The organism is Streptomyces sp. NPDC051822 (assembly GCF_044452745.1).
Classification (GTDB): domain Bacteria; phylum Actinomycetota; class Actinomycetes; order Streptomycetales; family Streptomycetaceae; genus Streptomyces.
Genome location: NZ_JBITBZ010000020.1, coordinates 1 through 24909, shown reverse-complemented (window position 1 = coordinate 24909; position 24909 = coordinate 1). Strand labels below are relative to the sequence as shown.

The window sequence follows — 24909 nt, the reverse complement described above, 5'->3', positions numbered from 1 at the left end:
TTACTTCGAGTAGTTGTAGACGGTCGCCCGGGAGACGCCGAGCTGGTCGGCGATGAGCTGTGCGGAGCTCCGGGTCTCGAAGAAGCCCTCGCGACGCAGCTGCCGCACCAGCTCGCGCTTCTGGTCACGGGGAAGACCGCGCGGGGTGCTGGAGCGCTCGGCCGCGAAGGAGTCGATGGCCGAGCGGAGTTCGCGTCCGGTGCGGTCGCGCAGCGTCTCCAGGGCGGCGTCGCCCTGGTGGGCGACGTCCGCGGCGACGAGGTTGGCCAGGGTGAGGGCCAGCGGCGACAGCGTGCTGACGTCGAGGTTCAGGCACAGGGCCGCGACATAACGTCCCTCGGCGTTCTTGATGCCGATCGAGGTGCTTTTGGCCGGACGTCCGTCGGGGAACCGGTTGCCGTAGTTCTGGATGACGCCGGGGTAGTCGGGGTCGGCGATGCGGCGCAGGCCCAGCTCGGTGGCGGAGTCGCCGACCTGGCGGCCGGACAGGTTGTTCTCGATGACGCGGATGGCGTGGTCAGGACGGCGCAGATCGTGCAGGACGACCTCGCACAGGCCGGGGAACATGCGCCCGACGGCGACGGCGATGCGCTCGGCCTCCTGCAGGAGGTGCTCGTCGTGGGTCATCGGGCGCCGCCCGGTTCCTGCGCGAACACGGCGGCCATCTTCTCGGCGGACTTCAGCCCCGCACCGGTGAGCACGACCACGGTGGTCTCGTCCGGAGCGATCTGCCCGGACGCGAGGAAGTGATCGAGGGCCGCCGCGGCGACGCCGCTGGTCGGCTCGACGTACAGGCCTCGCGCGCTCAGCGCGCGGACCGCGGCGTGGATCCGCGCCTCGGAGACGGCGCAGGCGCCGCCGCCGGAGCGGCGGATGGCCTCCACGGCCTCGGGCAGCCGGACCGGATGGGCGATGGACGCGCCCTCGGCGATCGTCGGCACCCGCTCGCCGCGGCCGGCCGGGTCGATGCCGTTGAACGTGTCGGCGATGGTTGCCCAGTGCTCGGGCTGCCCGACGAACAGGCGTGGACGCCTGTCGATCTGGCCGGCGGCGAGCAGTTCGCCGAAGGCGAGGTCGCACCCGATGACGTTGCTGCCGGCCCCGGCCACGAGGACGACGTTGTCGGGCGCGGTGAAGCCGAGGGACTCCCACATCTCGTAGGCGACGGTCTTGGTGCCCTGGATGAACATGGGGTGCCAGTTGTGGCTGGCGTAGGGGATCCGCTCCGACTGCCGGATCGCCTCGTCCGAGACCTCGTCGCGGGTGCCGCCCACGAGCTCGATCTCGGCTCCGTGGGCGCGGGCCTGGAGGATCTTGGCGGCCGAGGTGGCGGCGGGAACGATGATCTTGGCGCGGATACCGGCGGCGGCGGCGTAGGCGGCCACCGCGGCACCGCCGTTGCCGGAGCTGTCATCGAGGACGCGGTCGACGCCGTGCGCCACGAGGTGGGACACCATCACCGACACGCCCCGGTCCTTGAAGCTGGAGGTCGGGTTGAACCACTCCAACTTGAAGTGGACGCGCCGCCCGCCCCACTCCAGGGGGACCATCGGCGTACACCCCTCACCCAGGCTCACCCGCCGGGCGAACGGGACCGGCAGGACGGCGTGATAGCGCCACAGGGACCGCTCGGCGGTGTCGATCTGCCCAGGCCGGAGCCCTGGCAGCGCACCGACGGCGAGCGGACTGCCGTCCTCACCGCGCCAACGGGGATCGTCCAGGGAGTACCGCTGCCCGGACCGGTCGTACAGACCGACGGCGTCGAGGTGCTGTTCGGCTGTCATGGTCGCTTCCGACTTCTACTCGCGGGGTACTGTCGTCCCTCCCATCCTAGACGCCGCATCCAAATATAAACAGAAAGTCCAAATGCTGACGGCGGGTCACTGTCCGTCGGTGATGTAGTAGTCGTTCTTGAGGTACTCCAGGGTGTAGCTGCCGAGGTCGCTCTCGGTGAAGGTGGCGGAGGACCTGACCGCTTCGAGCGGCATCTCGATCTTTTCGAGGGTGCGGACGACGACCCGCTGCGGATCGACCGTCGCGGTTCGCAGGGCCTTCTTCTGCTCGGGCGAGATCATCTGGAACACGATGACGTACGTCGACGTGCACGGGCCGAACCCCTGATCCTGTGCCTTCTTCGCGCCCGGCCCGGCCACTTCGCAGACCGTGCCGATGTCCTCGTGCCCGAGGCCGTGGAGGTACTGCTCGTACCGTTGGATCGCGCGCTCTTTCGTCATGGGCGCGGGCTGCTTGCCGGTAGCGGCGGCCGACGGCTTCCCGGTGCCGGCGGAGGGGGACGGCACGGCCGACGGCTGTTTCGCCGCCGTGGACGCGGACGGCTGCCGCGAAGGTTTCGTGGCCGCGTCCTCCTCCGACTTCCCCGGACCGCAGGCGCACGCCGCCAGCACGACACAGGCCGATACCACCGCGCGCACCATCGCCTGCGTTCTCATCAGATCCCCCCACCAGCCGACTTCACCATCAAGGCTTCACGCAGGTTCCGGGGGAACGGTTCCCCACCCCGTGACGGGTGCAGCGCCCGAACCCGTCTCGCACCGCGCCCCCTGCCTCCCCTGTGTCCCCTGTCAGGGGCGCGGTCACGTCCACCAACCGGAGCCGTGCACTCGTCAGGGTGGACCCGGGCCGCGCCGCCCGCCGTCCCATGACGCCTCCGGCAGCGTGATCCCATGCACCCCCGCCGTACGACGCTCCTCATCCTCGCCGCGCTCCTCACCAGCGGATGCGTGGCCGTCCCCCACGCCCCGGCCCCCGCCGCCCCCGCCCGCCCCGCAGGACTCGCGCCCGCCGCCGACCGTCCCCCGGCCCCGCTCCCCACCTGGCCGGAGCCCACCCAGGCCGCCCCGCGCGAGGAACTCACCACCACCGACCCCCGCCCCGCGCCCGAGCGCGCGAAAACCGCGGCTCCCGCGGCCGCCGTCCCCGCGGGGCGCCCCCGTGCACGGCCGGACACCGCCCCGTCCGACCGCCGCACGCAGCCTCGCGAACGCCCCGCCGCCGCCCCCGAGACGAAGGTGAAGCGGAAGAACCCGAAGCCGTCGAAGCCGACCACCAGGAGGGTGATTCCGAAAGTCCAGGCCCCCAAGGAGAAGCAGCGGCCCGCCGCTCGCCGCCGGCAGCCGTCGGCCGGTCAGGCCCCCGACATGCGGTCGCTCTGCCGCGAGGCCGGCCGGATCGGCGCACCGATGGGCGCGGCGGACCTCTGCCGCAGCACATACGGCCGCTGACACGGCTTGTCCGAATCCCACGGTGCCGACTGTCAGTGGTGGCCGCGAGACTCTGAGCTGATCGCCGTTCAGAGGGGGGAACCATGGCGTTCCGGGCCATGCACGCCGAGTGGGGAACCGTCTTCGCGCACCTGCCCGATCTGGGGTGCGGGCAGGCGTGGGAGTCGGTGTGGAAGGTGCGTCCGCCCGCGCCGATCAGCTGCGCCGAGTGCGGGCACCCGATGCACGCGAAGACCTCCCACAGCGGGCTCAAGTTCTTCGCCCACGCCCCGCACGCCCCGGACTGCGAGATCGCCCGCCAGGGCGAGTCGGAGGCGCACCACCTGCTCAAGCTCGAACTCGCCAACGCCGCACGGGACGCGGGCGCCCACGCCGAGCTGGAGGTCCGGGCGCCGGACGGCTCCTGGCGCGCGGACGTGCTGGCCACCGATCCGGCCGGGTCGTGGCGGATCGCGCTGGAGGCCCAGCTCTCCCCGATCACCGCGGCGGACGTCACCGCCCGCACGGCGCGGATGCGCGAGGACGGCGTCGCCTCGTGCTGGTTCAGCGACCGGCCCCGGCCCCCGTGGCTGGGCACGGTGCCCTCCATACGACTGGCCGCGGCGGACGGCGGCGGCCTGGTCGTCGCCGAGGGCCTGGTGAAATTCACCGGCAGCGGCTGGTCGGTACCGCCCGGGGCGACCTTGACCGACTTCCTGCGCTGGGTCTTCACCGGCAAGGTCGTCTCCCACGCCCCGCGTACGGCACTCGGCTACCCGCTGCGGCAGCTCGCGCACGTCTGGACGGCACCGCAGTACACAGCCGCCGAGGACACCTACCTGGTGGAGGAGGACAGGCGGCAGCGCGAGCTGGAGGAACAACGGGCCCGCTACCAGGCGAAGGCGGCGAAGAAGCGCGCCGAGACCGACAAGAAGAACGCCGCCTCGCGCCGGGCGGCGCTGGAGCGGGCCACGAAGGCGGAGGCGGACGCACGCCGGCTGCACGGCACCCCGGCCGGGGCGAGGTGGCAGGCGCAGCTCATGACCCGCAGGGGCCTGCGGCAGGCGGTGGACCACCTGGCCCGCGAACACGGCATCACCGCGACCGCGGGCCTGAGCCTCAATGACCGCCGGTGGGCCGGCGGCACGCCGCTGATCGGTCCCGACGGCGTACCCGTCGCGGTCCTCGCCCCGGAGTCGGCATTGGTCAACGGCGAGGCGTTCCGGCTGCTGGCCGGGATGCTGCTGGTGTTCGAGACGGTCAAGGACGCCCAGCGGTTCGACCGCAACACCCGGCGCCGCAGGAAGATACCCATCGACGGCTGGCGGATTGCGTACACCGTCGCCCCGGCCCCCAAGCCCGCCGGAAAGCCCGCCGGAAAGCCCGCCGGAAAGGCCGCTGCCAAGGCGGCCGTACCACGCTGCCGGCCCTCGGGCGGCCCCTGCCGGTGCCCGGAGCCGGAGCTGTCGGTGACGATCTCCGGCCTGCCCCGCCCTGCCGAACCCGCCGACCGTATGACCCCGGCCGCCGCGCTCTACACCGCTTCCTGCCACGCCTGCGGCGGCCCGTACGACAAGCCGTGGCGCCGCACGGCATGACGGCCTGATGTCGCCTCATGTTCCGCGAGTACCGCTCGCCGGGTGCGAGCGAGTCGTTCGACGCGTCCGGGACGTGCCGTGCTCAGATGAGACGGCGCAGCGAACGGCACAGGGAAAGGTTGCGGGATGTCCGAGGACACCATGAGGGCGATGGCGTACGAGACCTATGGTGGGACGGAGGTGCTCCGCGAGACCCGGCTGCCACTGCCGAAGGTCGCCCCTGGGGAGGTCCTCGTCAAGGTCCGGTGCGCCGCGGTCAACCCGGTCGACTGGAAGATCATGGCGGGCGGGCTCGACAGCCTGATGGACGTCGTCCACCCGGCGGTCCCGGGCTGGGACGTCAGCGGCACCGTCGAGAGGGTCGGCATCGACGTACCCGAGTTCGCGGTCGGTGACGAGGTCATGGCCTACGCCCGCAAGGACTACGTGCACGGCGGCACCTTCGCGGAGTACGTCAGCGTGCCCGTCCGCGCCCTTGCCGCCAAGCCCGCCTCGTTGAACTGGGCACAGGCCGCCGGGCTGCCGCTGGCCGGCCTGACCGCCTACCAGCTCCTCACGCGTCTGGGTACGGCGGCCGACGACACCGTCCTCGTGCACGGTGCGGCCGGCGGTGTCGGGTCCTTCGGCGTCCAGCTCGCCCGGGCGCTCGGCGCACGGGTCATCGGCACCGCCTCCCCGCGCAACCACGACCGGTTGCGCGGGTTCGGCTGCGAGCCCGTCGCCTACGGGGACGGGCTGACCGAACGCGTCCGCGCACTGGCTCCGGACGGAGTCACCGTCGTCGCCGACTTCGTGGGCGGGGTCCTCGAGACCACCCTGGCCGTCCTGGCCGAAGGCGGGCGGCACGCCTCCATCACCGACCACACCGTGCTCGGCGCGGGCGGTCAGTGGATGTGGGTCAGGCCGTCCGGCGAGGACCTCGCAGCTCTGGGCAGGCTCTCGGACGAGGGCCGTCTCACGGTCGACGTCGCTGCGACGTTCCCGCTCGCCGAACTCGGAGCGGCCTTCGCCCTCAGCCAGGAAGGCCACACCGCGGGAAAGATCGTCATCGAGATCTGAACCCGTGTTCGCGCCGTATCGGTGTGGCGGAAGCCGGAGGGGTCAGTGGCCGCAGGCGGGTCTGGGGTAGTCGAGGTATTTCCAGGTGGTGGGGCCGACCTGGCCGTCGACGGGAATGCCGGAGCAACGCTGGACGGCCTTGACGGCGGTCTCGGTGTCGGCGCCGAACCTGCCGTCTTCGGCGAGGGTGTAGTCGTAGTTGTGGTTGAGGAGGCACTGGACCTGGGCGACGTTGGTGCCGACCATGCCCTTGGCCAGGATCACGCGACGGTTGGGCTTGTAGTGGGCGCATGCGGTACGCCCTTCCTCGCCGAGCGACGCGGCTGTCGTCGGTGTCGTCGCGGGCTCGGTCGTTGCCGCTGTAGGCGTCGCCGTCTGCGGTGCTGTGGTCGGGACCGAAGAGGAGGGGGCCTCGTCCCGTGGCGCCTGGTCGGCCGGGGGAGCGGTGTTCGCGACGCCGGACGACGTCCCGGGCCCGGGGGATCCGCTGTCGCCGGGGCCGGCGGCGGGGAGGTCCTGCGGTTTGCCGTCGCCCGCTGTCGTCGGGCCGCCGGAGGGCTGGGCTGCGTCCTGGAGCGACTGCTCGTCGCCCGTGCCACTACCTTCGCCGGCGCCCCCGATGTCACCGGGCGAGGCTTCACCGCCGGCCCGGGGAGCCGCGATGTCGTTCTTGTCAGGGTCAGGCATAGCGGCCCAGCGACCGATGAGGAGCACCACCGTGAGCGCCAGGAGTGTGATCAGCAGCTTGGCGCTCTTCCCGGTCTTGGTGGCGGGCGCCGGTGCGGGGACCGGACGGACGACGCCGACCTCCGCCGGGCCCGGTGCCGAGGCGGGCTGAGCGGCGCTGCGCTCCCCGCCCGCCGTGGGTCGCCCGTCGGAGGCGTGGGTGTCTGTGACGGGGGACGGCGGGGAAGCGGCTGCCGCCGACTCGGCGGAGCTGTCCTCCTCGTGGTCGGCCGGAACTGGTGGAGCGGCAGTTCCTCCGGTCCCGGCCACCGTGGTGGTGCCCGGGAGGGGCAGCTCGCCAGGTTCTGTGGCATCGCCGCTCGGGACGGCGGCCGTGGCTGTGGCCGTGGCTGCGGCCACGGGACCGGCGCCGCCCGCCGCGGCGTCGGCCTGCTTGATGGCCGCGTCGGCGGCCTCCCACAGCCCCACCAGATGCTGCGCTTCGAACCGGGGTTTCCTGCTGAGCCGCTCGATCTCCTTGCGGGGCGGGAACGACTCGCCTTTCAGCACCCGGTTCCAGGTCGACCGGGAGATCTCGCTGTCGCGGGCGAGGCCGGTCAGGGAGAGTTTCTTCTCCTCTTTGATCCGTACCAGTTCGGCCCGGAGGGCCTCGACTTCCGGCAGGTCGCCTCTCGGGCGCCCCTCGTCCTCGGACAACACGCGTCCCTCTCGACACGATCACGGGAAACCGGGCGTTCCAGCTCTCTGTTCTCGCAGGTCGCAGGCCATGCGGAACGACTGGAACGCGCGGAACGACTGGAACAGTGGATCAGGCTACCGATGGAACGGCGGTACCCCGAATCTTCCTTCCGTCAGCGCCGCCCGGCCGGGCGGCGTAACCGCTCCCACGCCTCCCGCACCAGCGGGAAGGCGGGTCACGTGATCGAGGGATGAAGATGCGAAAGAACGTCAGGAACCTTCTGCTGCAGAGCCTCGCGGGTGTGCTCCTTGCCGGCGGTGTGCTCGGCGCGGTGAACACCACCGGCGATGAGGCCAACGCCTCCACGAAGCCCGGCCCCCGGGCCGGATCTCACGGCACCGCCACCGAACCCGCCGGCTTCCGGGGCGTGTGGCCGGTGCTGAAGACCGGGTCCCGGGGTACGGACGTCTTCACCGTCCAGCACCTCCTCGCCGCCCGCGGCCACGCCGTGAAGGCCGACGGCGTCTACGGCAAGCACACCGCGGCCGCCGTCGCGAAGTTCCAGAAGCGGGCCGGCCTGAAGGCCGACGGGGCCGTCGGACCGAAGACGTGGGCGAAGCTGACCGCCCTCACCCTCCGCTCCGGCGCCAAGGGGTCCGCGGTCAAGGCCGCCCAGGTCCAGCTCGGCGTGAAGGCCGACGGCGTCTACGGCAAGAAGACCGCGGCCGCCGTCCGCACCTTCCAGACCAAGAAGAACCTGCCGGGCAACGCCGTCGTCGACGCCAGGACGTGGAACTCCCTGATCACCGGCTCCAGCGCCAAGCCGGTCATCAAGGGCTACTCCCTCCAGTTCGAGAAGAACTGGAAGTACCCCACCTACTCCAAGCTCTCCCTCGTCCGCGACGGCAAGACCCTGAAGTCCTGGCGCGCCGGCTCCGGCAAGAACAAGGACGAGTGCGCCTCGGAAGTGGGCTGGCTGCCCAGCGGCTCGTACAAGGTCCAGGGGCACTTCACCAACCGCGACGGCAACGCCATCGACGGCTACGCCATCCAGCTCCCCGACAAGCCCTGCCGGCCCAAGGCCGGCACGAAGCAGCAGCGCGTCACCCGTACCGACCTGTTCATCCACAGCGAGATGACCCGCACCGGCGGCCAGGGCGAGGACGACCCCAACCGCGACGACTCCGACCGCTGGGAGAACGCCGACGACTACAAGTCCCTCGGCTGCATCAAGCTCACGCCCACTGACATCAAGGACCTCTTCAAGCGCCTCGACCAGGCCCGCTGGCCCAAGAACCTGACCCTCTACGTCAGCTGACCCGGCCCCACCTTGCCCGAACCGCCCCCGGCAGCACCTGCCGGGGGCGGTCGGCGTTCCCATTCCAGTGACGACCTCGAAACGGCATACATCGCCTATGAGCTACCGAATAGGTATTTTATGGGGCGCAATTCGCCATGGCGCGCCAGTCGGAACCCGGGTTCGCTAGGGGGCCGTCCATCGGGGAGGAACACCATAATCGGAACACGGAGGCGCCCCTCCAGTTCCTCCGGAGGCCGTACACACGAAGTGGCCGGGGCTCTGGGTGCCACCAGAACCCCGGCCACGGTGTGCGAGGCGTCGAGGTGGGTCCGGCCGATCATGTGCCGGTCGGGCCCGCTTCACTCAGGCCACGACTTGCCGTCCGGTATCCACCCGCCCACAGCGCTCCTAGCGCGCGAACTGCGCCACACACCCCGCGATCGATGTGACCGCGCCGAGCACAGCAATGACCACCTGCGCTCGGATGTCCGGGCCGATCCTCTTGCGCTGGCCCGGGCGCTTGACCCGCTTTCGCATGTTCACCTCCCTCCAAAAGACTCCAGCCGACACGAAGGCGCCCCCATCCTCGGATCGGGGCGTCCTACGTCTACTTGACACCCGCCCACCGATGGCGGAACACCGGGCGCACCCTGGCCAACCCTGGCGAATAGTTGCCCGGCGTGCCGCAGGGGGCCGCCGCACGCCCGTATGTCGCGGCGGTCTACGGGCCCACGCCCCTGTGCGGGGAGCCGGTAGACCGCGCGCCGCGAGTGAGGCCGCCAGCGCCGCGAGCCGGTCTACCGGCCATCCGGTGCCCGCGCTCATCCGTGACCGGTGCCACAGCTTGTGCGCAGAGCCATGCGTTCCACCGTCCTGTTTCTCCAGGTCATAGCCCTGCGGAACGGGCCGGCGCGAGCCCGGAACAGATGGAACACCTGGAACGCGGATCCGGCTTTCAAAGGAACGGCGGTACGCCGACTCTTCACCTCGTCAGCGCCGCCCGGCCGGGCGGCGAAACACCCCCACCCTTCCGCCGCGAGCGGAGACAGGGGACTTACCGATGAGGATGACGATGCGTAAGAACGCCAGGAACCTTCTGCTCCAGGGCCTCGCGGCCGTTCTCCTCGCCGGCGGCACGTTCGGCGCGGTGAGCGCGACCGGCGACCAGGCGAACGCGTCGGGCAAGCCGGTCGTCCGCGGCGCCTCCCACGCCGGCACCATGGCCAGGACCGGGGCGTGGCCGAAGCTGAAGACCGGCTCCCGGGGCACGGACGTGAAGAGCGTGCAGTACCTCCTGACCGCCCGGGGCCACGCGGTGTCCGCCGACGGCATCTACGGCAGGAAGACCGCAGCCGCGGTCGGGAAGTTCCAGAAGCGCGCCGGCCTGAAGGCCGACGGCGTCGTCGGGGCGAAGACCTGGAGCAAGCTCACCGCCCTCACCGTCAACCTCGGCGACCGCGGCCCGGCCGTCAAGGCCGCCCAGGTGCAGCTCGGCGTGAAGACCGACGGCGTCTTCGGCAGGCACACCAGGGCCGCGGTCCGCGGCTTCCAGACAAGGGCCGGCCTGAAGGTCGACGGCACCGTCGGCCCGAAGACGTGGAACGCCCTGATCACCAGGCCCACCCCGGCCACCCCCAAGCCCACCACCCCCAAGCCCACCACCCCCAAGCCGGCCGGCAGCCCCGCCGCCCTGGCCCGCCAGCTCCTTACCAAGCGGGGGATCACCTACGCCACCAAGCACTCCGAGACCGTCGACCCCCGTTCCACCGCCTACCGGAACATCCACGACATGGCCAACGGCATCGGCGCCGCCACCAGCGGCAACAGCCACGTCGGCTACAAGCGCGTCCCGCTCGATCCCCGTATGCTGCGCGCCCTGATCGCCCTGCACGACAGGTACGGATACAAGCTGCGGATCTCCGAGTTCGTCGGCGGCGTCCACGGCAAGAACTCCCGCCACTACCGCGGCCTCTCCTTCGACGCCAACTTCATCAACGGCATCCACGTCGGCAGCGGCGCCCCCCACAAGAAGGTCATGAAGCTCTGCACCACCCTCGGCGCCACCGAGGTCCGCGGCCCCGGCGACCCGGACCACAACACCCACATCCACTGCGCCTGGAAGTAACCCCACCCGCGTACCCGCGGCCGCGCCCCCTCTTCGGGCGCGGCCGCAGTCGTCTGTCCCTCGTACACTGACGAAAATGGAGGACCACACGGCCACCGGGATCGGTGCACGTCCGGCGCCCGCCTTGCGGCAGTACGTCGACTCGTACGTCGGTTTCGACCTCCGCGGGCTCCCGGCGGGGGTGCACTGCGGCCCGCCGAGCCGCGCGCTCACTGCGGTGATCAGCCTGTCGGATCCTCTGGAGGTGGCGGCGGGCGTGGACGACGGGTCACCGGTCACCCGATTCAACAGCGTGGCCGGCGGTCTGATGTGCCGGTCCGTCGCGATCCACCACGACGGACGCCAGCAAGGCGTGCAGGTATCGCTGACACCGCTCGGGGCCCAGGCCGTCTACGGCATGCCCGCCGCCGAACTCGCCCACCGACTGGTCCCACTCGACGAGCTTCTCGGAGCGCTCGGCATCGAGCTGGTCGACCGGCTCCGGTCGGCGACGACATGGGCGGCTCGGTTCACGACGCTGGACGAATCGCTCCTCCGGGCTGTCGGCCGTGGCGCCTGCGGCGACCGTGTGCGCCGGGTGCGCCCCGAGGTGGCCGAGGCGTGGCGCCGCCTCGTCACCGCGCGGGGTTGCGTGCAGGTCGGTGCGGTCGCGGCGGAACTCGGCTGGAGCCGCCGGTACCTCACCGAGCGGTTTCGCGGTGAGGTGGGCCTGTCACCGAAGACCTTCGCCCGGGTCCTGCGCTTCGAGCACGCGCACGAACTGGCGGCGGCGCGGGACCCGCTCCCGTGGGCCGATGTGGCCACCGTCTCCGGCTATGCCGACCAGGCCCATCTCGTGCGGGACTGGCGCGAGTTCACGGGCCGTTCGCCGACGGCCTGGCGCCGCGGCGAAGTCCTCCTCGGAGCCGGGTAGCCGCCTCTTCCCTTTTCTTCAAGACCGCCCGACCGCTGTCGTGGACGATCGTCGGCATGAGACTCCTCAACCACGAACGCAACGCCATGGACCTGCGGACCACCCCCGTGCACCTCGGACTGGGATCGAGAGCGAAACCCGTCGAGGGCTTCGCCTGGGACCCGGAGGTGCTGCATGCCTACAGCGCCGCCGTCGCGGCGGACGGCGCCGAGGGCCGGATGGTGATGATCTTCGACGGCGACGGGCTCGGCGACCACTGGGAGAGCCACCCCGCGGGCGACGAACTGGTCGTCTGCCTCAGCGGGTCCGTGACGGTCACCCGCGACGTGGACGGGGTGCTCGACCGCGTTCTGCTCGGGCCGGGCGAGGCCACCGTCAACCCGGCCGGGGTATGGCACGTGGTCGACATGGAGGGTCCGACGTCCATCCTGTCCATCACCGCGAGCCTCGGCACCGACCACCGCCCTCGGACGGACACGCGCCCGACCGAACGCGCCGGCACGCCCGGCCCGGAGGAAGCGCCGTGACGACACGCATCGCGTGCCTCGGCGACAGCCTCACCCGCGCGCAGTTCAGCGTCGACTACCTGGATCTTCTCGGACGAGGCCACCCTTCCGGTGACGTGCGGCGTGCCCGCTTCGGCGCCAACGGCGACTTCGCCTACAACCTCCTGCAGCGCCTCGACGCCGTCGTCGCGGACCCGCCCGATGTGATCACCGTGCTGATCGGGACCAACGACGCCCGAGCGAGCCTCGCCGGCTACCCCGTAGAGAAGGCCACGAAGCGCAAGCAACTCCCCGAGCGCCCGTCAGCCGGCTGGTTCCAGCAGTGCCTGGGAGCCGTCGTCGCACGGCTGCGAGCGGAGACCGACGCGACGATCGGCCTGCTGTCGCTCCCGGTACTGGGCCAGCGACTCGACGGAGCAGCGGCACAGGCATCGCAGGCGTACAGCCGGATGATCGCCGAGGTCGCCGTCACCAATGAGGTGACCTACCTTCCGCTCCACGAACGCCAGATCGAGGAACTGCGCCGAGCGGACCCGCCGCCGATTCCCTACCGGGAGGTGACGCCCGCGGGGGTCGTCGGCGTCCTCGTCCAGCACGCGGTGCTGCGCCGCAGCCTCGACACGATCTCCCGGCGCCGAGGTCTCGTGCTCACGACCGACCACATCCACCAGAACAGCCGCGGCGCCACTCTTATCGCTGAGGTCATCGACGCCGGTCTACTGACCCGGAGCGCGTAGCTGCACGCGCAGTCTCAGCCTGCCGGACGGGCCACGGGCCACCTGAGACGCTCAGTCACGCCAGAGCCACGCGTGCGACGTCACGGATGCCGCATGCGGGTGCGGCACCACGGTGTCCGGCCGCGAGCACCTGGTCGACGAAGTTCCGCACGAGCGCGAGCGCGAGCGCGTCAGTGGCCAGTGCTTCCTCCCTCCACTGCGTGGGCCAGTGCTGGTGGCGGTCCAGGCCGAAGACATGCCCGTGATCGGTGCTGTCCAGATGCCTGTCCTACGGAGCTACAGGGCAGCTGGCGTGCCGGGATTCGACCTCCAGGGCCTTCTCCTGCCGGCAGCGGGCCCGCATCTGCCCGTACGGGCACGCCCCGCGGATGTCCGGTGTACGCGATGAACTCCGCTCCCCGAGCACGGCGGGCACATCGTCACGTACCCGGACGGGGTCGGTGTCCTCCAGCCGCTCCAGCGTGGCCCGCGGGCCCGCAGCCGGTCGACGGCCGCCCCGGGTCGAAAGAAGCGCCGGAGTCGGCCCGGGACGTGAGGGCGGCGCGGGCGGGTCCACCGTGAGGAGCGGGGATGGCCCGTGCGAGTGACGGCCCCTGCGAGTCGGGGCAGTGGACCAGCAACAGAAAATCGAACAGGCGTATGATTCGAATGTGGCTGACACTCCTCCCTTCCCCGACGACCTGATCGAGACCCAGCAGCGTCTCCACCAGGCCCGCGCCGAGTACACGGCCCTGTTCCGGGCCCTTCCCTGGTCGGTGGAGCCGCTGCCCGGCTGGCCCGGCGCAGCCCACCCGCACACGGGAGAGATCACGGGCGGCCGCGACGCCTCCCCCGGGTACACGCCGGAGCAGGAGGCCGAGGAGAAGCGCCTGTGGGACCTCGTCCGGGAGCTGTCGGTCGCTGTGGTCACCCACCCGTACTGGGCCACTCTGGAGAAGGACCCGGGGCTGGTGAAGGCCCGCACGGAGCTGAAGCTCCACCCGAAGGCCCAGCCGGACGCCGTGAGCGCCGCCGGCGCCGAGGCGGCCTGAGCAGGGACGCCGTCATGGGGGCCGGGGGCTCCTGGACCCTGACGGCGTGATGGGCGCGGTCGAGGAAGTGCCCGGACCTGGAGACGTGCTGCGACGTGTGCGCGCCGTGGGGGAGTCTCGGTATCGACAAGCCCGCAGATCGGCCCGCGCTGCGGGCGGAGGTCGAGTTCCCCAGGGATAGGGATTCGGATCCGCATCGCTCCGAATAGGTGGCGATCGGCCTCCCGACGGAGGTGCGCCCCCGCTGATCGCCGAGGGCGTCGCACAGTGAGGGGTGTGGATGTCGAGGAGGTCGCCGAGGAGCTGTACGGGCTGAAGCCGTCCGAGTTCACCGCGGCGCGGGACGCGTACGTCGCCCAGGCGAGAAAGGCGAAGGACTCGGCGGCGGCGAAGGCGATCGGCGGGCTGCGCCGGCCGGGGCTCGCGGCGTGGGCGGCGAACCTACTGGCGCGCGAGCGGCGCCAGGAGGCCGATCAGTTCCTGGCGTTGGGCGAGACGCTCCGGCAGGCCCACCGGACGCTGGATGCCGAGCAGCTGCGTACGGCGAGCCGGCAGCAGCACCAGCTCATCTCCGCGCTCGCTCGCACCGCCGCCGCACTGGCCCGGGACGCGGGTCAACCGGTGAGCGACACGGTGCTGCACGAGATCGAGCAGACCCTCCACGGCGTACTCGCCGACCCGGACGTCGCCGGGCGGTGGTCGAAGGGCCGGCTCGTGAAGGTGCCCGAAGCGGCGGTCGGCTTCGGCGCCGTCACCCCGGAGGCGGCGCCCGCCCGCCCGGCCCCGGCCGAGGAGCCCGCGCCGAAGTCGAAGTCGAAGCCGGGACGTGAGGGGGCGCGGCTGCGCGATCTCGAGCGCGCTCGTACGGCGGCGCAGGCAGCCGACGCCGAGGTTGAACGGCGCGAGCAGGCGCTCGGCGAGGCCCGGCAGGTGCACGAGGACGCGGCGGCGAAGGCCGAGGAGGCCGGCGAGCGGGTCCACGGACTTCAGAGCGAGCTGCAGGACGCCCGGCAGGCGCAGCGGGAGATTGACGCAGCAGCGGCCGAGGGAGGCAGGGCCGTCAAGAGTGCCGAGGTTGCTCTGCGCAAAGCTCGCCGCGCCGCCGAGCGGGCTCACGAGGACCTTGAGCGCCTGAACCAGTAAGGCGAGCGGGCTCTGTTCACAACCATCGGCCACGGGCCGCAGGGAGGGCGCCAACCCAGGCCCGGCCGAGCGGGGGCGGCACACGGCACGGTCCTCCCCGGACTGGCGAGCGACACCAGACCACGCCCCGGCCCGAGGAACCTCCGACGCCAGGTGCGTCAACGCCCCGCAACGCCAGGTGCAACGCAGCGCGGGGTTTGATCGCGCTGGTCGGCCCTGCTGTCGGACCCGTGTGCGAGCGTGTAGCGCGAAGCACGCGACGTGTGGGAGGGGGAGCGGTGACAGCAGAGAGTGACGGCTGGGCTGGCATGGGCTGGGACTGGACGGATGTCGACGACATCCGCCGCCGTCTCGACGAAGGGGCCGATCCAGAGAAATGGAGCGGGGGCCGACCGCTGCATCGCGCAGCGGTGTTCGGGTCCTCGGAGGTCGTCGCGGAGCTGGCTGGTCGAGTTGCGCAGGTGGACGCGCTGGAGAACGGGGTGACGGCACTTTGGGAGGCCGTCGTGTTCGGGAAGCCGGAAAATGCACGAGCCCTCGCCGCTGCCGGGGCCGACCCTTGGCGGCTGTCGATCGGCGCCTGGTCACCGGGGCGGCTGAGCCTGGCCGGACCGACGCCGCGGCTGTTCTCGGTACCGGAACGGGTAGGCCTGACCGACACGGAGCGTGCGGCAGCGGAAGAGGCCGATCGGCTCACCACGGCACTGGGCACATTCCACTACGACGGTACGGGGCTGGCCTGCGTGGCCGGCATCGACGCGGCCGAGGCGGTGCGCCGTCTGGAGGCAGCGCCGGTGGCGGACGAAGTCATCGATGAACTGCTGGAAGATCCGTACGAGTACGGCATGGACGAGAGCTTGCAGATCATCGGCGTGACGTCCGTGCCGGGCGGCTGCGTCGTGACACAGCCCTGGGGGTACGCGCCGCAAATGCCCGGCGTGCTGACCCGGTTGTCTGCCGACACGGTCTGCTACGGCCTGTACGCCAATCCCAAGAGCGGCAACCAAGGCAGCATCGCCCGTCATGGAACTGTCGAGGGCTGGGACCTGCACCCGGGCGGGGGACCGTACGAGAACGACACCTCCGAGGAGGTGTTGGCTTCGTACCTCTACCACTACAACGCCGTGGCCTACTCCTGCGCCTTCGCGGGACTGCGGCTGACCGACAGGCGTGCCGTGGCCGGACCTCCCGATGTGTGGGTCGAGCTGCCCCGCCGCGACTACTGGAGTCACTGACGCGAAGGTCCCGCACCGAGCAACAGGCCCGCACGGAGCAAGCGGCCCGAACCGAGCGCGCGGCCCCCAACTGCCTTACATCCAACCGGTGTTCGCGCTCGAAGACGCAAGCCAGTAGCCTGATTGAACGGAGTCCGTGTGACCTGGGGGTGGTGAGTGCAGGCGCCTGCGACCGTCGTGCAGCTGGCTCTGCTCGTCCTTCTGGTGCTGCCCGGGGTCACCTATCAGTTCGTCCGGGAACGCCGCCGCGGGCCGGTGCCCGGTGAGCGTGATCTGGGTGAGCGGGTGCTGCGGGCGATCGTCGCGTCGATCGCGCTGGACGCCCTGTACGCCGTGGTGGCGGGGCCGGCGCTGGTTCGCCTGGCTCAAGGCGACGGCGGCGACTGGGACGGCTTCGTGGAGCGGCCACGAGTGGTCGGCTTCGTCGCCCTGGTGCTGTTCCTCGTCGTGCCGGCCATGGCGGCGGTCACCGTCTCCCTGGTGGATCGGCAGCGGCGCAAAGCTCGGTTCCTGCTCACGCCCAGCGCCTGGGACCACGCGTTCCGCGACCGCGAACCGTGCTTCGTGCGCGTGCGGCTCAAGGACGGCAACTGGGCGGGCGGCTGGTACGGGGACCGCTCGTACGCCTCCTCGTACCCCCACCCGGCCGAGCTGTACCTCGAATCGGCGCGCGTGATGGGTGCCGACGGGTCGTTCGGCGCGCGCGTGCACAGGACGGCAGGCCTGCGGCTGCGGGCGGAAGACTTCGACGTGCTGGAGTTCGTCGAACCCGGAGAACCGGCGACCGCGCCGGAAGAGGAGCGATGATGGCGCACGAACCCGAACTCTCGCCCGAAGAGGCGGCCTTGCTGCAGGAGGCCACGGAACGCGGCTACACCCCGAAACGCACGGTCACCGAGCCGGACGAGGCACCCGGCGGGAAGGCCGGCACCTCGAACGGCACCGAGGACTGACGCGTGGGTGGCGGGCCCGCGAACGACCTGGCCGACCGGTTCTGGGAGGCGTTCCGCGTAGCCCGGCACAGCGCGGACCCCGCGTCGGTCGAGAAGGCGATCGACCTCGGCCATGCCCTGCTGGCCGCCGAGGACGTGGCCGAGCGCCGCTCGGTCCTGTCGAACCTCGGAGGCCTGCTGCAGACCCGCTACCACCAGACCGGCGACTTCGCGTTCCTGCAGGAAGCCATCCGTGCGGTCACGGAGGCCTACCTCCTGGCGTACGAGAGCCCGGAGGAATCGGCGAGCTACGCCAACAACATCGGCATGCTGCTGCACACCGCGTTCCGGCAGAACCAGAACCGCGCAACCCTGGCCGACGCGCTGGACTGGAGCCGGACGGCCGTCGACGAGGAACCGTCCACGAGCAAGGCGTTCTACCTGGGCAATCTCGTTGTCGCGCTGCGGACGGCGTTCAACGTGACGGGAGATCTCGCCGCCCTGGCGGAAGCCTCCGAGCACGCACGGGCCGCCGTCGCATGCTCCCCCGATGACGAGTCCGCCGCCACGAGCCTGCACTTCCTCGCCGTCGTCCTGCGCGACTGGTCCCGTGAGACAGGCGAGACCGGTGTCGTGGAGGAAGCCGTCGATGTAGCGCGGCGAGCGGTGGAGCTCACGCCGGCCGGGTCGTCCGACGTGCTCGACCGGTTGAAGAACCTCGCGTACCTTCTCGACGACCGCTACCGGGCTCACGGAGCGCGGGATGATCTGGCCGAAGTGCTTCGGGTCCGGCAGACGCTGGTGGCCCACACCCCGGTCACCGATCCCCGGCACTCGCAGAACCTCTTCGAGCTGACGACCACGGAAGGGGACTGGGCCGCGCTCACCGGCGAGCGCCCGACATCGCACAGTGGCTCGGAACGCGCCGATACCCAAGCCGAAATGTGCGGCCGGTACGCCGCCGAGTTCAAGCAGACCCGGGACCCGGCCCTGCTCGACCGGGCGATCGAGCTCGGTCGTTCCGCGGCGGCCGCGACCCCCGCCGGGCACCCCCACCGAGGGGTGCGGCTGGACCACTTCGCCACGGCGCTGGCCACCCGGGGTGAAGAGTTCGGGGACCACGCCGCGCTCGCGGAGGCCGTCAGCATCGAGCGGGAGGCGGTCGCCTGCACGCCGGCGGGCCATCCGCTGCGGGTCCAGTTCATGGGCAACCTCGCCGTCAACCTGAACGCGTTGTTCCACGCGACCGGAGACCTCGCCCACGTCATGGACGCGATCGACGTCGCCCGCCGTGCCGCCGAGGTCACGGCCGGGCAGGGCGACCACCCGCGTTCGCTCGCGATCCTCGCCGCCATGCTGCACAACCGGTTCCAAGTGACCGGCGAGCTGGCGGTGTTGGCGGAGGCGGTCGACCGTGCGCGGGAGTCGGTCCGCCTCGGCGCGAACCTGGTCGTCGGGCAGGCCCAGCGGCTCTCCAACCTTGGCACCATGCTGTCCGACTGGTTCACCAGAACGGGCAAGGCGAGCGTGCTCGACGAGGCGATCGCCGCGCACCGAGCGGCCGCGGACGTGACGGCGGACGACGACCCCGGCCGGGCCGGGCGGCTCGCCAACCTCGGCGGTGTGCTGGGGGTGGCCTACGAGAAGTTCGGCGACCGGAACGCGTTGCGGGACGCGATCGCCGCGCGCCGCGCGTCCGTGGCCGCGACTCCGCAGGACAGCCCGGACTGGCCCGGGTACACCGCGAACCTGGCCGCCGCGCTTGGCGACTGGTGCACGAACCCCGCCGCACCCGCCGTCGCGCGACGGGAGCCACCGGATCCGCACATCCTCGCCGAGGCGATCGGCCTGGCCCGGAGTGCGGCGCGGAGGCCCGGGCAGGACGCCTATTCCCGGGCGGGCCTGCTGACCAGCGTCGCCAACGTCCTGGCGCTCGGCTTCCGGCACCTCGGCGCCGGCGACGCGCTGACCGAGGCGCTCGACTGCTACCGGGAGGCCGCGGCGTCTGCCGGATCGCCGACGGAGAGCAGGGCGGAAGCGGCGGACCGGTGGGGCGATCTGGCCGCCGAGGCCGGGCAGTTCGACGTGGCCGCCGAGGGGTACGCCGCCGCGGTCCGCCTGCTCCCCCGGCTCGCCGGGCGCCGCCTGGGCCGCGAGGACGCCCAGTACTGGCTCGGCCGGTTCGCCGGGGTCGCCGCCGACGCGGCCGCGTGCGCGCTGGCCGTCGGCGACGAGGTGAGCGCGGTGACCCTGCTCGAATCCGGACGCTGCGTGCTCGCCGCCCAGGCACTCGACAGCCGCGGCGATCTTTCCGACCTGCGCGAGCGGGCACCGGAGCTGGCCGAACGCTTCCGGACACTCACCGCGGAGTTCGAAACCGACACCACGAGCGACCGCGTGGCCCTCGCCGACGAGCTCGACGCGGTGACCGACCGGATCCGCGCGCTGCCCGGGATGGAGCGGTTCCTACGGCCCCCGCTGCTCACCGACCTCACCGCGCAGGCGCACCAGGGCCCGATCGTGTACGTCAATGTCAGCCGGCACCGGTGTGACGCGCTGAACATCACTCCGGACGGGGTCCGGTCACGGGCGCTGGACGGGCTGAGCGAAGAGACCGTGAGTCAGCGCGTACGCGCTCTGCACACCGCGTTCACGGAAGGGCGGCTCGCCGCCGAGCAGGCGATCCATGACACGCTCGAGTGGTTGTGGGACACCGTCGTGGGCCCGGTGCTCGGCGAACTGGGGCTGACGGCGGAACCGGCGGCGGATGCTCCGTGGCCAAGGATCTGGTGGGCCCCGGTCGGGTCACTCAGCCTGCTCCCCCTGCACGCGGCGGGTCACCACCGCGACGGCGGACCTGTGCTCCTCGACCGCGTCGTCTCCTCGACGACGCCGACGATCCGCGCTCTGGCCCACGCCCGCGCGGGCCGCCGCGACGACCGGAACGAGCCGCGGCTGCTGGTGGTCGCGATGCCGCACACTCCGGACGCCCCGGACCTGCCTGGCGCACAGGCCGAAGCCGACCACCTGGCCGCTCTCCTACCCGGCGCCACGGTCCTGATCGGCGCGGACGCGACTCGTGCCGCCGTTCTCGACGCCTTGCCGGCCAGTGGCTGGGCGCACTTCGCCTGCCACGGGTACAGCGACCCGGACAACCCTTCGGACAGCCACCTCGCGCTGCACGACCACGACCGCGCGCCGTTTCGGGTGCTGGACCTTTCCCGGCTGCGCCTGCGGAACGCGGAGTTCGCGTTCCTGTCGGCCTGCGACACGGCCCGCACCACCGCGCGCCTGTCCGACGAGGCGATCCACCCGTTGGCGGCTTTTCAGATAGCCGGGTTCTCCCAGGTGGTCGGCACGCTCTGGCGCGTCGACGACGCCGTGGCACCAGCCTTCAGTCGGCTGATCTACGACGAGTTGACCGCGGATCGATCCGGTGCGTTGTGCGCGTCGACGGCCGTCCACCGCACGGTCAGGCAGCTCAGGACGAAATACCCGAACCTGCCGTCGGTGTGGGCCGCACACGTCCACGCGGGCGCCTGACTCTGATCTCTCCGTTCGGTGTCAGTGCAGTGGGTGACAGTGCTGGTCCGGATCGACGGGGTAAGGCGCAGGTCAGGGCGGTGTGACGCCGTTCGGGCTCACTGCAGGGCGGCCGTGGACTTCCCTGAAGGGGACCAGCCTCATCGTCATCCCCGAACTGCCCTCGTTGTCTACAGCAGATGCCGATTCGGCGCCTTCGCGGCGCGGGCGTACTCGGCCAGCTCGACGACGGTGACGCCCGCGTGCTGGAGGAGCTCGGTGCCGTCGGCGCCGGGGACGAAGGTGTCGGGCTCCCGCCAGGCGGTGACGACCCGCAGGATCCCGGCGTCCTTGATGAGCTGGGCGCACGGTGTCGGGCGTGAGGCGCGTCTCGCGCAGGGCTCGAGCGAGCTGTAGACGGTGGCGCCGGCGAGACGCGGCTCGTCGGCGGGGAGTTTGGCGAGCGCGCCTTCCTCGGCGTGGTCGTGGGGGTCGTTCTCGCGCGAGTGGCCGCGGGCGAGCTCGGTGCCGTCCTCGGCGACGATGACCGCGCCGACGCTGAAGGCGGTGGACGAGGGCGGGCAGTGGGCGGCGAGTTCGCAGGCGAGGGCGAGCCAGGCCCGGTCCGCGGTGGTGGCCTCGGGACCGGGGCCGGGCTGTCCGCAGCTGCCGGGGCCGGGGGAGGGGGCGGGTGTGGAAGTCATCGGGGCTCCGTGCTGATGTCCTTGGGTGCGTACCTGAGGAGTACCACGTCGCCGATCTGCCGGGTCTCCAGAAGCCGCAGGCGTGCGGAGGGTCCGCCCATGTAGTGGGCGGGGCCGAGCATGCGGACGGCATCGCTCTGACCGACGAGGAGCGGAGCGATGACGAGCTGCAGCTCGTCGGCGAGATGCTGCGCAAGAAGCTGGGTGTGGACGGTTCCACCCCCCTCGACCATCAACCGGCGCACGCCGTACACGTCGCCGAGGACGTCGAGGGCGACCGACCACGTCGCACCGTGCGGAACGCCCTGAACGGTGGCAAGGCCGCCCAGCGCCTTCCCGGCCCTCTCCGCGGCCTTACTACCGACGGCCAACACGAGCTTCTCGCCGCCGTGATGCCAGAAATTCCATTTCGGATCAAGATCGCCACTCCCGGTGATGGTGACCTTCAGCGGATACTCCGAAAGCCCGGCAGCGACCCGATCAGCACGCCGCCGCGCGGAATTCACCAAAAGCCGCGGATTGTCGGAACGCAGCGTTCCGGCACCGACGAGAATCGCGTCGACGGACGCGCGCACGGAATCGACCCGGTCGAAGTCCTCGGCGTTGGACAGCATCAGCCGCTCCTCACCCGGCCGGGTGTCGAGGCAGCCGTCCAGGGAGACAGCGGCGGACAAAAGGACGTACGGACGGGGTGACACGGGCGGCTCCGATGCGCGGGTAGGTCAGGCGGGATACAGGACGATCCGGTCCAAGGTGCTAAGCCTCGGGAAGGCCGCGGAGCATGACGGCGTACACGGGGGAGTCGGCGAAGGGCCGGCGTTCGCCGATCTTGCGGTAGCGCCAGCTCTCGTAGATGGCCTGGACGCGGGGGTGGGTGGTGTCGACGAGGAGGACGGTCAGCGAGGCTATAGCGTCCGCGAGCCGGGGTTGGGCAGGAGTGGGCTGCTTGGACGGTAGTGCTGTCGAAGCCTGCCGTCTTTCCCGCTGGCTTCCCTTGGAGGGGAGCCGTGTACGTGCCTCCAGGGCCGCTGGGTCTTGTTCCGGAGGACTAGAACAAGACGGTTCTCCTGGTGGTACCGTCGCCCGCGCTGCGCGCTGTTGAACTGCGGTTTTCCCCGGAGGGGGCGGTGTGTGCCCCGCATCCCGCTCGTGGCGGTGCTTGTGTTCTGGAGATCTAGAACGTGTCGGTATCTCTGGTGATACCGACGTTGTCTTGCAGTGCCCTGGGGATGCGACCGGCGCCGCAGAGCCCAGGAGGCGGCGGTGCCGCGATGCCGGGAAGGTCCCTGTGGGGTTCCTCAGGCGCTTTTGGCGAGGTTCGCGACCTGGGCGGCGAAGCGGGCCCGGCGCTGCTCTGTGAAGTCTTCTGCGGGCGTTGTGTTGATCTCAGGGACTGCCATTGCGGTGCGGGCGATTCGGCCGCCTGTGAGGACGGGGTGGAGCTGGTAGCAGCCGCGGCGCAGGATCCAGGCGAGGCCGGCTTCCCTCAGTTCCTTGAAGCCGCGGTTCACTGCGGGCTTTCCGGCTCCGAGTTCGTGGGCCATCTCAGCTTGACTGATGCCGACGGCGCCGCTGTCCGGGTCCTGGAGGGCCAGGAGTACATCGAGCACGCGGCGGGCGGTCAGGGAGATGTCCACGAGGGCGAGCATCCGCAGAGCGTCGCGGGAGAGCATGATCGGCTCGTTGGACGGGGGGCCAGGTACGTAAGTGGTGCTCACGAAGGCCTCCTGGTCGATGTCGTCTGGCTTTGAGGATATGCCAGTGGGTGTCACGCGCTCGCCTTCCGTGCGGGCGGCCGGCGGCGAGACAGCGTCACGACCTTCTCGCGGCGGCGGGTGGCTTCGGCTTCCTTCTTCGCCTTCGCCCGTTCCGCACGCCACTCGGCGGGGTAGTTCGGGGCCGGGATGATGCAGGCTGGGCCCTTCGCGGCGTTCCATTCTTTCTGCCACTGCTCCTGCTCTACGGAGGTGCCGGCCACCGTGAGCCACGGGTTCAGTTGGAGTACGCCGGGCTTCGAGGTCCGCATCCAGCCGATGTGGTGGAAGAACTGCGAGGGTTCGCTCACCGAGGCGGCGGACAGGTTGCACAACTGCTGAAGGTCGCGCTGGTTGATCGGGACGTACCCGCGAGGTGCCTTCGTACGGTCCACTCCGTGGTACGCCGGGTCCTGAGCGGCCATGAGCTTGCACCACACCTGGAACCAGCTACCTGGCATCTTGAGGCTGCCCAGGACGTCCATCAGTAGCCGTGCGTCCAGGACGTATCCCTTGACCTCCGCGCTGACCGCGAACTCACGTCCTTGGATCTTTTCGACGCTGACGACCATGCCGCCTTTGCCGTCAGACCGCGCGACCACGCGCTGGCCGGGCCGAACGACTGGCAGCTGCTCCATCAACGCCTCCAGGGAAGATCATCGAGCTGCCCGAACGGTATCACTAGGGGAACCGTCTTGTTTCAGAGATCTAGAACAAGCCATGTCCGTAACGAGTTGCTGCAGCCCATGACACGCTCCGAGTTTGTTCTAGATCTCCAGAACAAACTGACCCTCCCTTGTTCTGGAGATCTAGAACACCCCATTCGACGTTTGCCCAGGTCAGAGCTCTTTCAGGCCGTGGGCCCTCTTAGGTAGTCACAAGACGCCAACTGGGTCCTGAACGGGTGAGGGCCTGCCCCTCACAGGGGTGGCAACATCACGTGGCGTCGTTGATGATCACTCGTTCGTGGTGGTTGGGGTGTTGTGGTTGGGCTCGCTTCGCGTGCGGGTTGGTGGGTTGGATGCGGGTTGGGGACAGCTGGAGCGTTGCTGAGTCTCGGGTGGTGCCGGCCGTGACGGACAGGCAAGGGCAGGGGTGGCCGGTGTGGGTGGGTGGTTTCGCCGCTCGGCCCTGGGGGCCGTTCGTCTTCTGTGTCTCCGTCGGCTGGTTTTTTGGTTTCGGGTTTTGTGGGGTTGTTGTTCTGTGGCTGGGGTTGAAGGCTGCCAAGTTTTGACGTCTGATCAAATGCTGGCTGTGTGAGGTTTTTGGGTGTCTCGTGTTTCTGCCATTGGTACATGCTGCATCAACTTGGGGCACCATGTAGTGGCGTGCTTAGGCGGGGGAGCGCAGCGGACCCGCCGGCCCCGGGCTGGCTTCGTGTAGCGAAGCATCCCTCTCGATTTCGGGAGTGCAGCGGACGAAACGTCATGCTTCTTCCATAGTGGAGGGGATCGGCAGGCCCGCGTAGCGGGCCGCCAATTGAAGGCAGAACTTCAATATCCCCGCGCAGCGGGGATATTCACTCATCGCATGTTGCGCGGTGGGGTGTTCGGTGTACTGCGCGCAGCGCAGTGGTTCACCCTGCCTGCATCGCGCGCAGCGCGATGGCTCCGCCTCCCACACCGCGCAGCGGTGTGGGAGGCACCCAAAGGCGGGACGCGCAGCGTCCCGCCAGCGCTCACGCGGAGCGTGAGCGCAACACCCGCGCGCAGCGCGGGTGTTCGCTTGCATAGCGCGCAGCGCTATGGGACCCGCTCCGCGGG

The 24909-nt window shown here is 70.8% G+C and carries 20 protein-coding genes and 2 pseudogenes; 14 read left to right on the top strand and 8 right to left on the bottom strand.

The annotated features are described in order from the left end of the window. From ACIA8N_RS35640 to ACIA8N_RS35630, 3 genes are all read right to left on the bottom strand, one after another. Positions 1-627: a PAS domain-containing protein gene (locus ACIA8N_RS35640; protein WP_365782996.1), complete on the bottom strand. Its 627-nt coding sequence runs from the start codon at positions 625-627 to the stop codon at positions 1-3. Then, positions 624-1784 (bottom strand): pyridoxal-phosphate dependent enzyme, encoded by a 1161-nt coding sequence (locus ACIA8N_RS35635; protein ID WP_365782994.1) that lies wholly within the window; start codon positions 1782-1784, stop codon positions 624-626. The genes ACIA8N_RS35640 and ACIA8N_RS35635 overlap by 4 nt, the downstream gene beginning before the upstream one ends. A gap of 96 nt (positions 1785-1880) precedes the next feature. Next, on the bottom strand, positions 1881-2234 hold the full coding sequence (locus ACIA8N_RS35630) for a hypothetical protein (protein ID WP_365782992.1): 354 nt from the start codon (positions 2232-2234) through the stop codon (positions 1881-1883). A 450-nt stretch (positions 2235-2684) separates the two neighbouring features. On the opposite strand from ACIA8N_RS35630, the gene ACIA8N_RS35625 reads away from it, so the two are divergent. The 3 genes from ACIA8N_RS35625 to ACIA8N_RS35615 all read left to right on the top strand — a co-directional run bounded on the left by ACIA8N_RS35625 (position 2685) and on the right by ACIA8N_RS35615 (position 5878). Continuing rightward, complete coding sequence (locus ACIA8N_RS35625) at positions 2685-3242, top strand: hypothetical protein (RefSeq protein WP_365782990.1); 558 nt, start codon at positions 2685-2687, stop codon at positions 3240-3242. Between the two features lie 83 nt (positions 3243-3325). After that, on the top strand, positions 3326-4819 hold the full coding sequence (locus ACIA8N_RS35620) for a competence protein CoiA family protein (RefSeq protein WP_365782988.1): 1494 nt from the start codon (positions 3326-3328) through the stop codon (positions 4817-4819). Between the two features lie 141 nt (positions 4820-4960). Beyond that, positions 4961-5878, top strand: coding sequence for an NADP-dependent oxidoreductase (locus tag ACIA8N_RS35615; RefSeq protein ID WP_365783026.1), 918 nt, complete (start codon positions 4961-4963; stop codon positions 5876-5878). A gap of 42 nt (positions 5879-5920) precedes the next feature. On the opposite strand, the gene ACIA8N_RS35610 is transcribed toward ACIA8N_RS35615, so the two are convergent. Next, positions 5921-7261, bottom strand: coding sequence for a peptidoglycan-binding protein (locus tag ACIA8N_RS35610; protein WP_365782986.1), 1341 nt, complete (start codon positions 7259-7261; stop codon positions 5921-5923). A gap of 239 nt (positions 7262-7500) precedes the next feature. On the opposite strand from ACIA8N_RS35610, the gene ACIA8N_RS35605 reads away from it, so the two are divergent. From ACIA8N_RS35605 to ACIA8N_RS35555, 11 genes are all read left to right on the top strand, one after another. Continuing rightward, positions 7501-8562 (top strand): peptidoglycan-binding protein, encoded by a 1062-nt coding sequence (locus tag ACIA8N_RS35605; protein WP_365782984.1) that lies wholly within the window; start codon positions 7501-7503, stop codon positions 8560-8562. Positions 8563-9616: 1054 nt separating this feature from the next. Beyond that, positions 9617-10669 (top strand): peptidoglycan-binding protein, encoded by a 1053-nt coding sequence (locus tag ACIA8N_RS35600; RefSeq protein WP_365782982.1) that lies wholly within the window; start codon positions 9617-9619, stop codon positions 10667-10669. Between the two features lie 76 nt (positions 10670-10745). Continuing rightward, complete coding sequence (locus ACIA8N_RS35595) at positions 10746-11582, top strand: helix-turn-helix domain-containing protein (RefSeq protein ID WP_365782980.1); 837 nt, start codon at positions 10746-10748, stop codon at positions 11580-11582. A 56-nt stretch (positions 11583-11638) separates the two neighbouring features. Then, complete coding sequence (locus tag ACIA8N_RS35590; RefSeq protein WP_365782978.1) at positions 11639-12109, top strand: cupin domain-containing protein; 471 nt, start codon at positions 11639-11641, stop codon at positions 12107-12109. Continuing rightward, positions 12106-12825, top strand: coding sequence for a GDSL-type esterase/lipase family protein (locus ACIA8N_RS35585; protein ID WP_365782976.1), 720 nt, complete (start codon positions 12106-12108; stop codon positions 12823-12825). The genes ACIA8N_RS35590 and ACIA8N_RS35585 overlap by 4 nt, the downstream gene beginning before the upstream one ends. A 650-nt stretch (positions 12826-13475) precedes the next feature. After that, complete coding sequence (locus ACIA8N_RS35580; protein ID WP_365782974.1) at positions 13476-13856, top strand: hypothetical protein; 381 nt, start codon at positions 13476-13478, stop codon at positions 13854-13856. A 276-nt stretch (positions 13857-14132) separates the two neighbouring features. Next, entirely contained in the window at positions 14133-14999 is an 867-nt protein-coding gene (locus ACIA8N_RS35575) for a hypothetical protein (protein ID WP_365782972.1), read from the top strand. 278 nt (positions 15000-15277) lie between these two features. Then, complete coding sequence (locus ACIA8N_RS35570; RefSeq protein WP_365782970.1) at positions 15278-16234, top strand: ankyrin repeat domain-containing protein; 957 nt, start codon at positions 15278-15280, stop codon at positions 16232-16234. Positions 16235-16411: 177 nt separating this feature from the next. Further along, positions 16412-17041, top strand: a complete 630-nt coding sequence (locus tag ACIA8N_RS35565) for a DUF6338 family protein (RefSeq protein WP_365782968.1) — start codon at positions 16412-16414, stop codon at positions 17039-17041. Then, on the top strand, positions 17041-17187 hold the full coding sequence (locus ACIA8N_RS35560; RefSeq protein ID WP_365782966.1) for a hypothetical protein: 147 nt from the start codon (positions 17041-17043) through the stop codon (positions 17185-17187). Before ACIA8N_RS35565 ends, ACIA8N_RS35560 begins: the two co-directional genes overlap by 1 nt. Positions 17188-17190: 3 nt before the next feature. Continuing rightward, positions 17191-20709 (top strand): CHAT domain-containing protein, encoded by a 3519-nt coding sequence (locus ACIA8N_RS35555; RefSeq protein WP_365782964.1) that lies wholly within the window; start codon positions 17191-17193, stop codon positions 20707-20709. Positions 20710-20879: 170 nt separating this feature from the next. Here ACIA8N_RS35555 and ACIA8N_RS35550 read toward each other — a convergent pair. The 4 genes and pseudogenes from ACIA8N_RS35550 to ACIA8N_RS35535 form a co-directional block, all read right to left on the bottom strand. After that, positions 20880-22090 (bottom strand): annotated as a pseudogene (locus ACIA8N_RS35550) (dihydrofolate reductase family protein). Positions 22091-22148: 58 nt separating this feature from the next. Further along, positions 22149-22292 (bottom strand): annotated as a pseudogene (locus tag ACIA8N_RS35545) (GNAT family N-acetyltransferase); the annotation flags it as partial. Between the two features lie 398 nt (positions 22293-22690). Continuing rightward, a complete protein-coding gene (locus ACIA8N_RS35540) occupies positions 22691-23110 on the bottom strand; it encodes a helix-turn-helix domain-containing protein (RefSeq protein WP_365782962.1) in 420 nt (139 codons plus the stop codon). Between the two features lie 50 nt (positions 23111-23160). Beyond that, entirely contained in the window at positions 23161-23784 is a 624-nt protein-coding gene (locus tag ACIA8N_RS35535) for a hypothetical protein (protein WP_365783024.1), read from the bottom strand. Positions 23785-24909: the final 1125 nt, after the last annotated feature.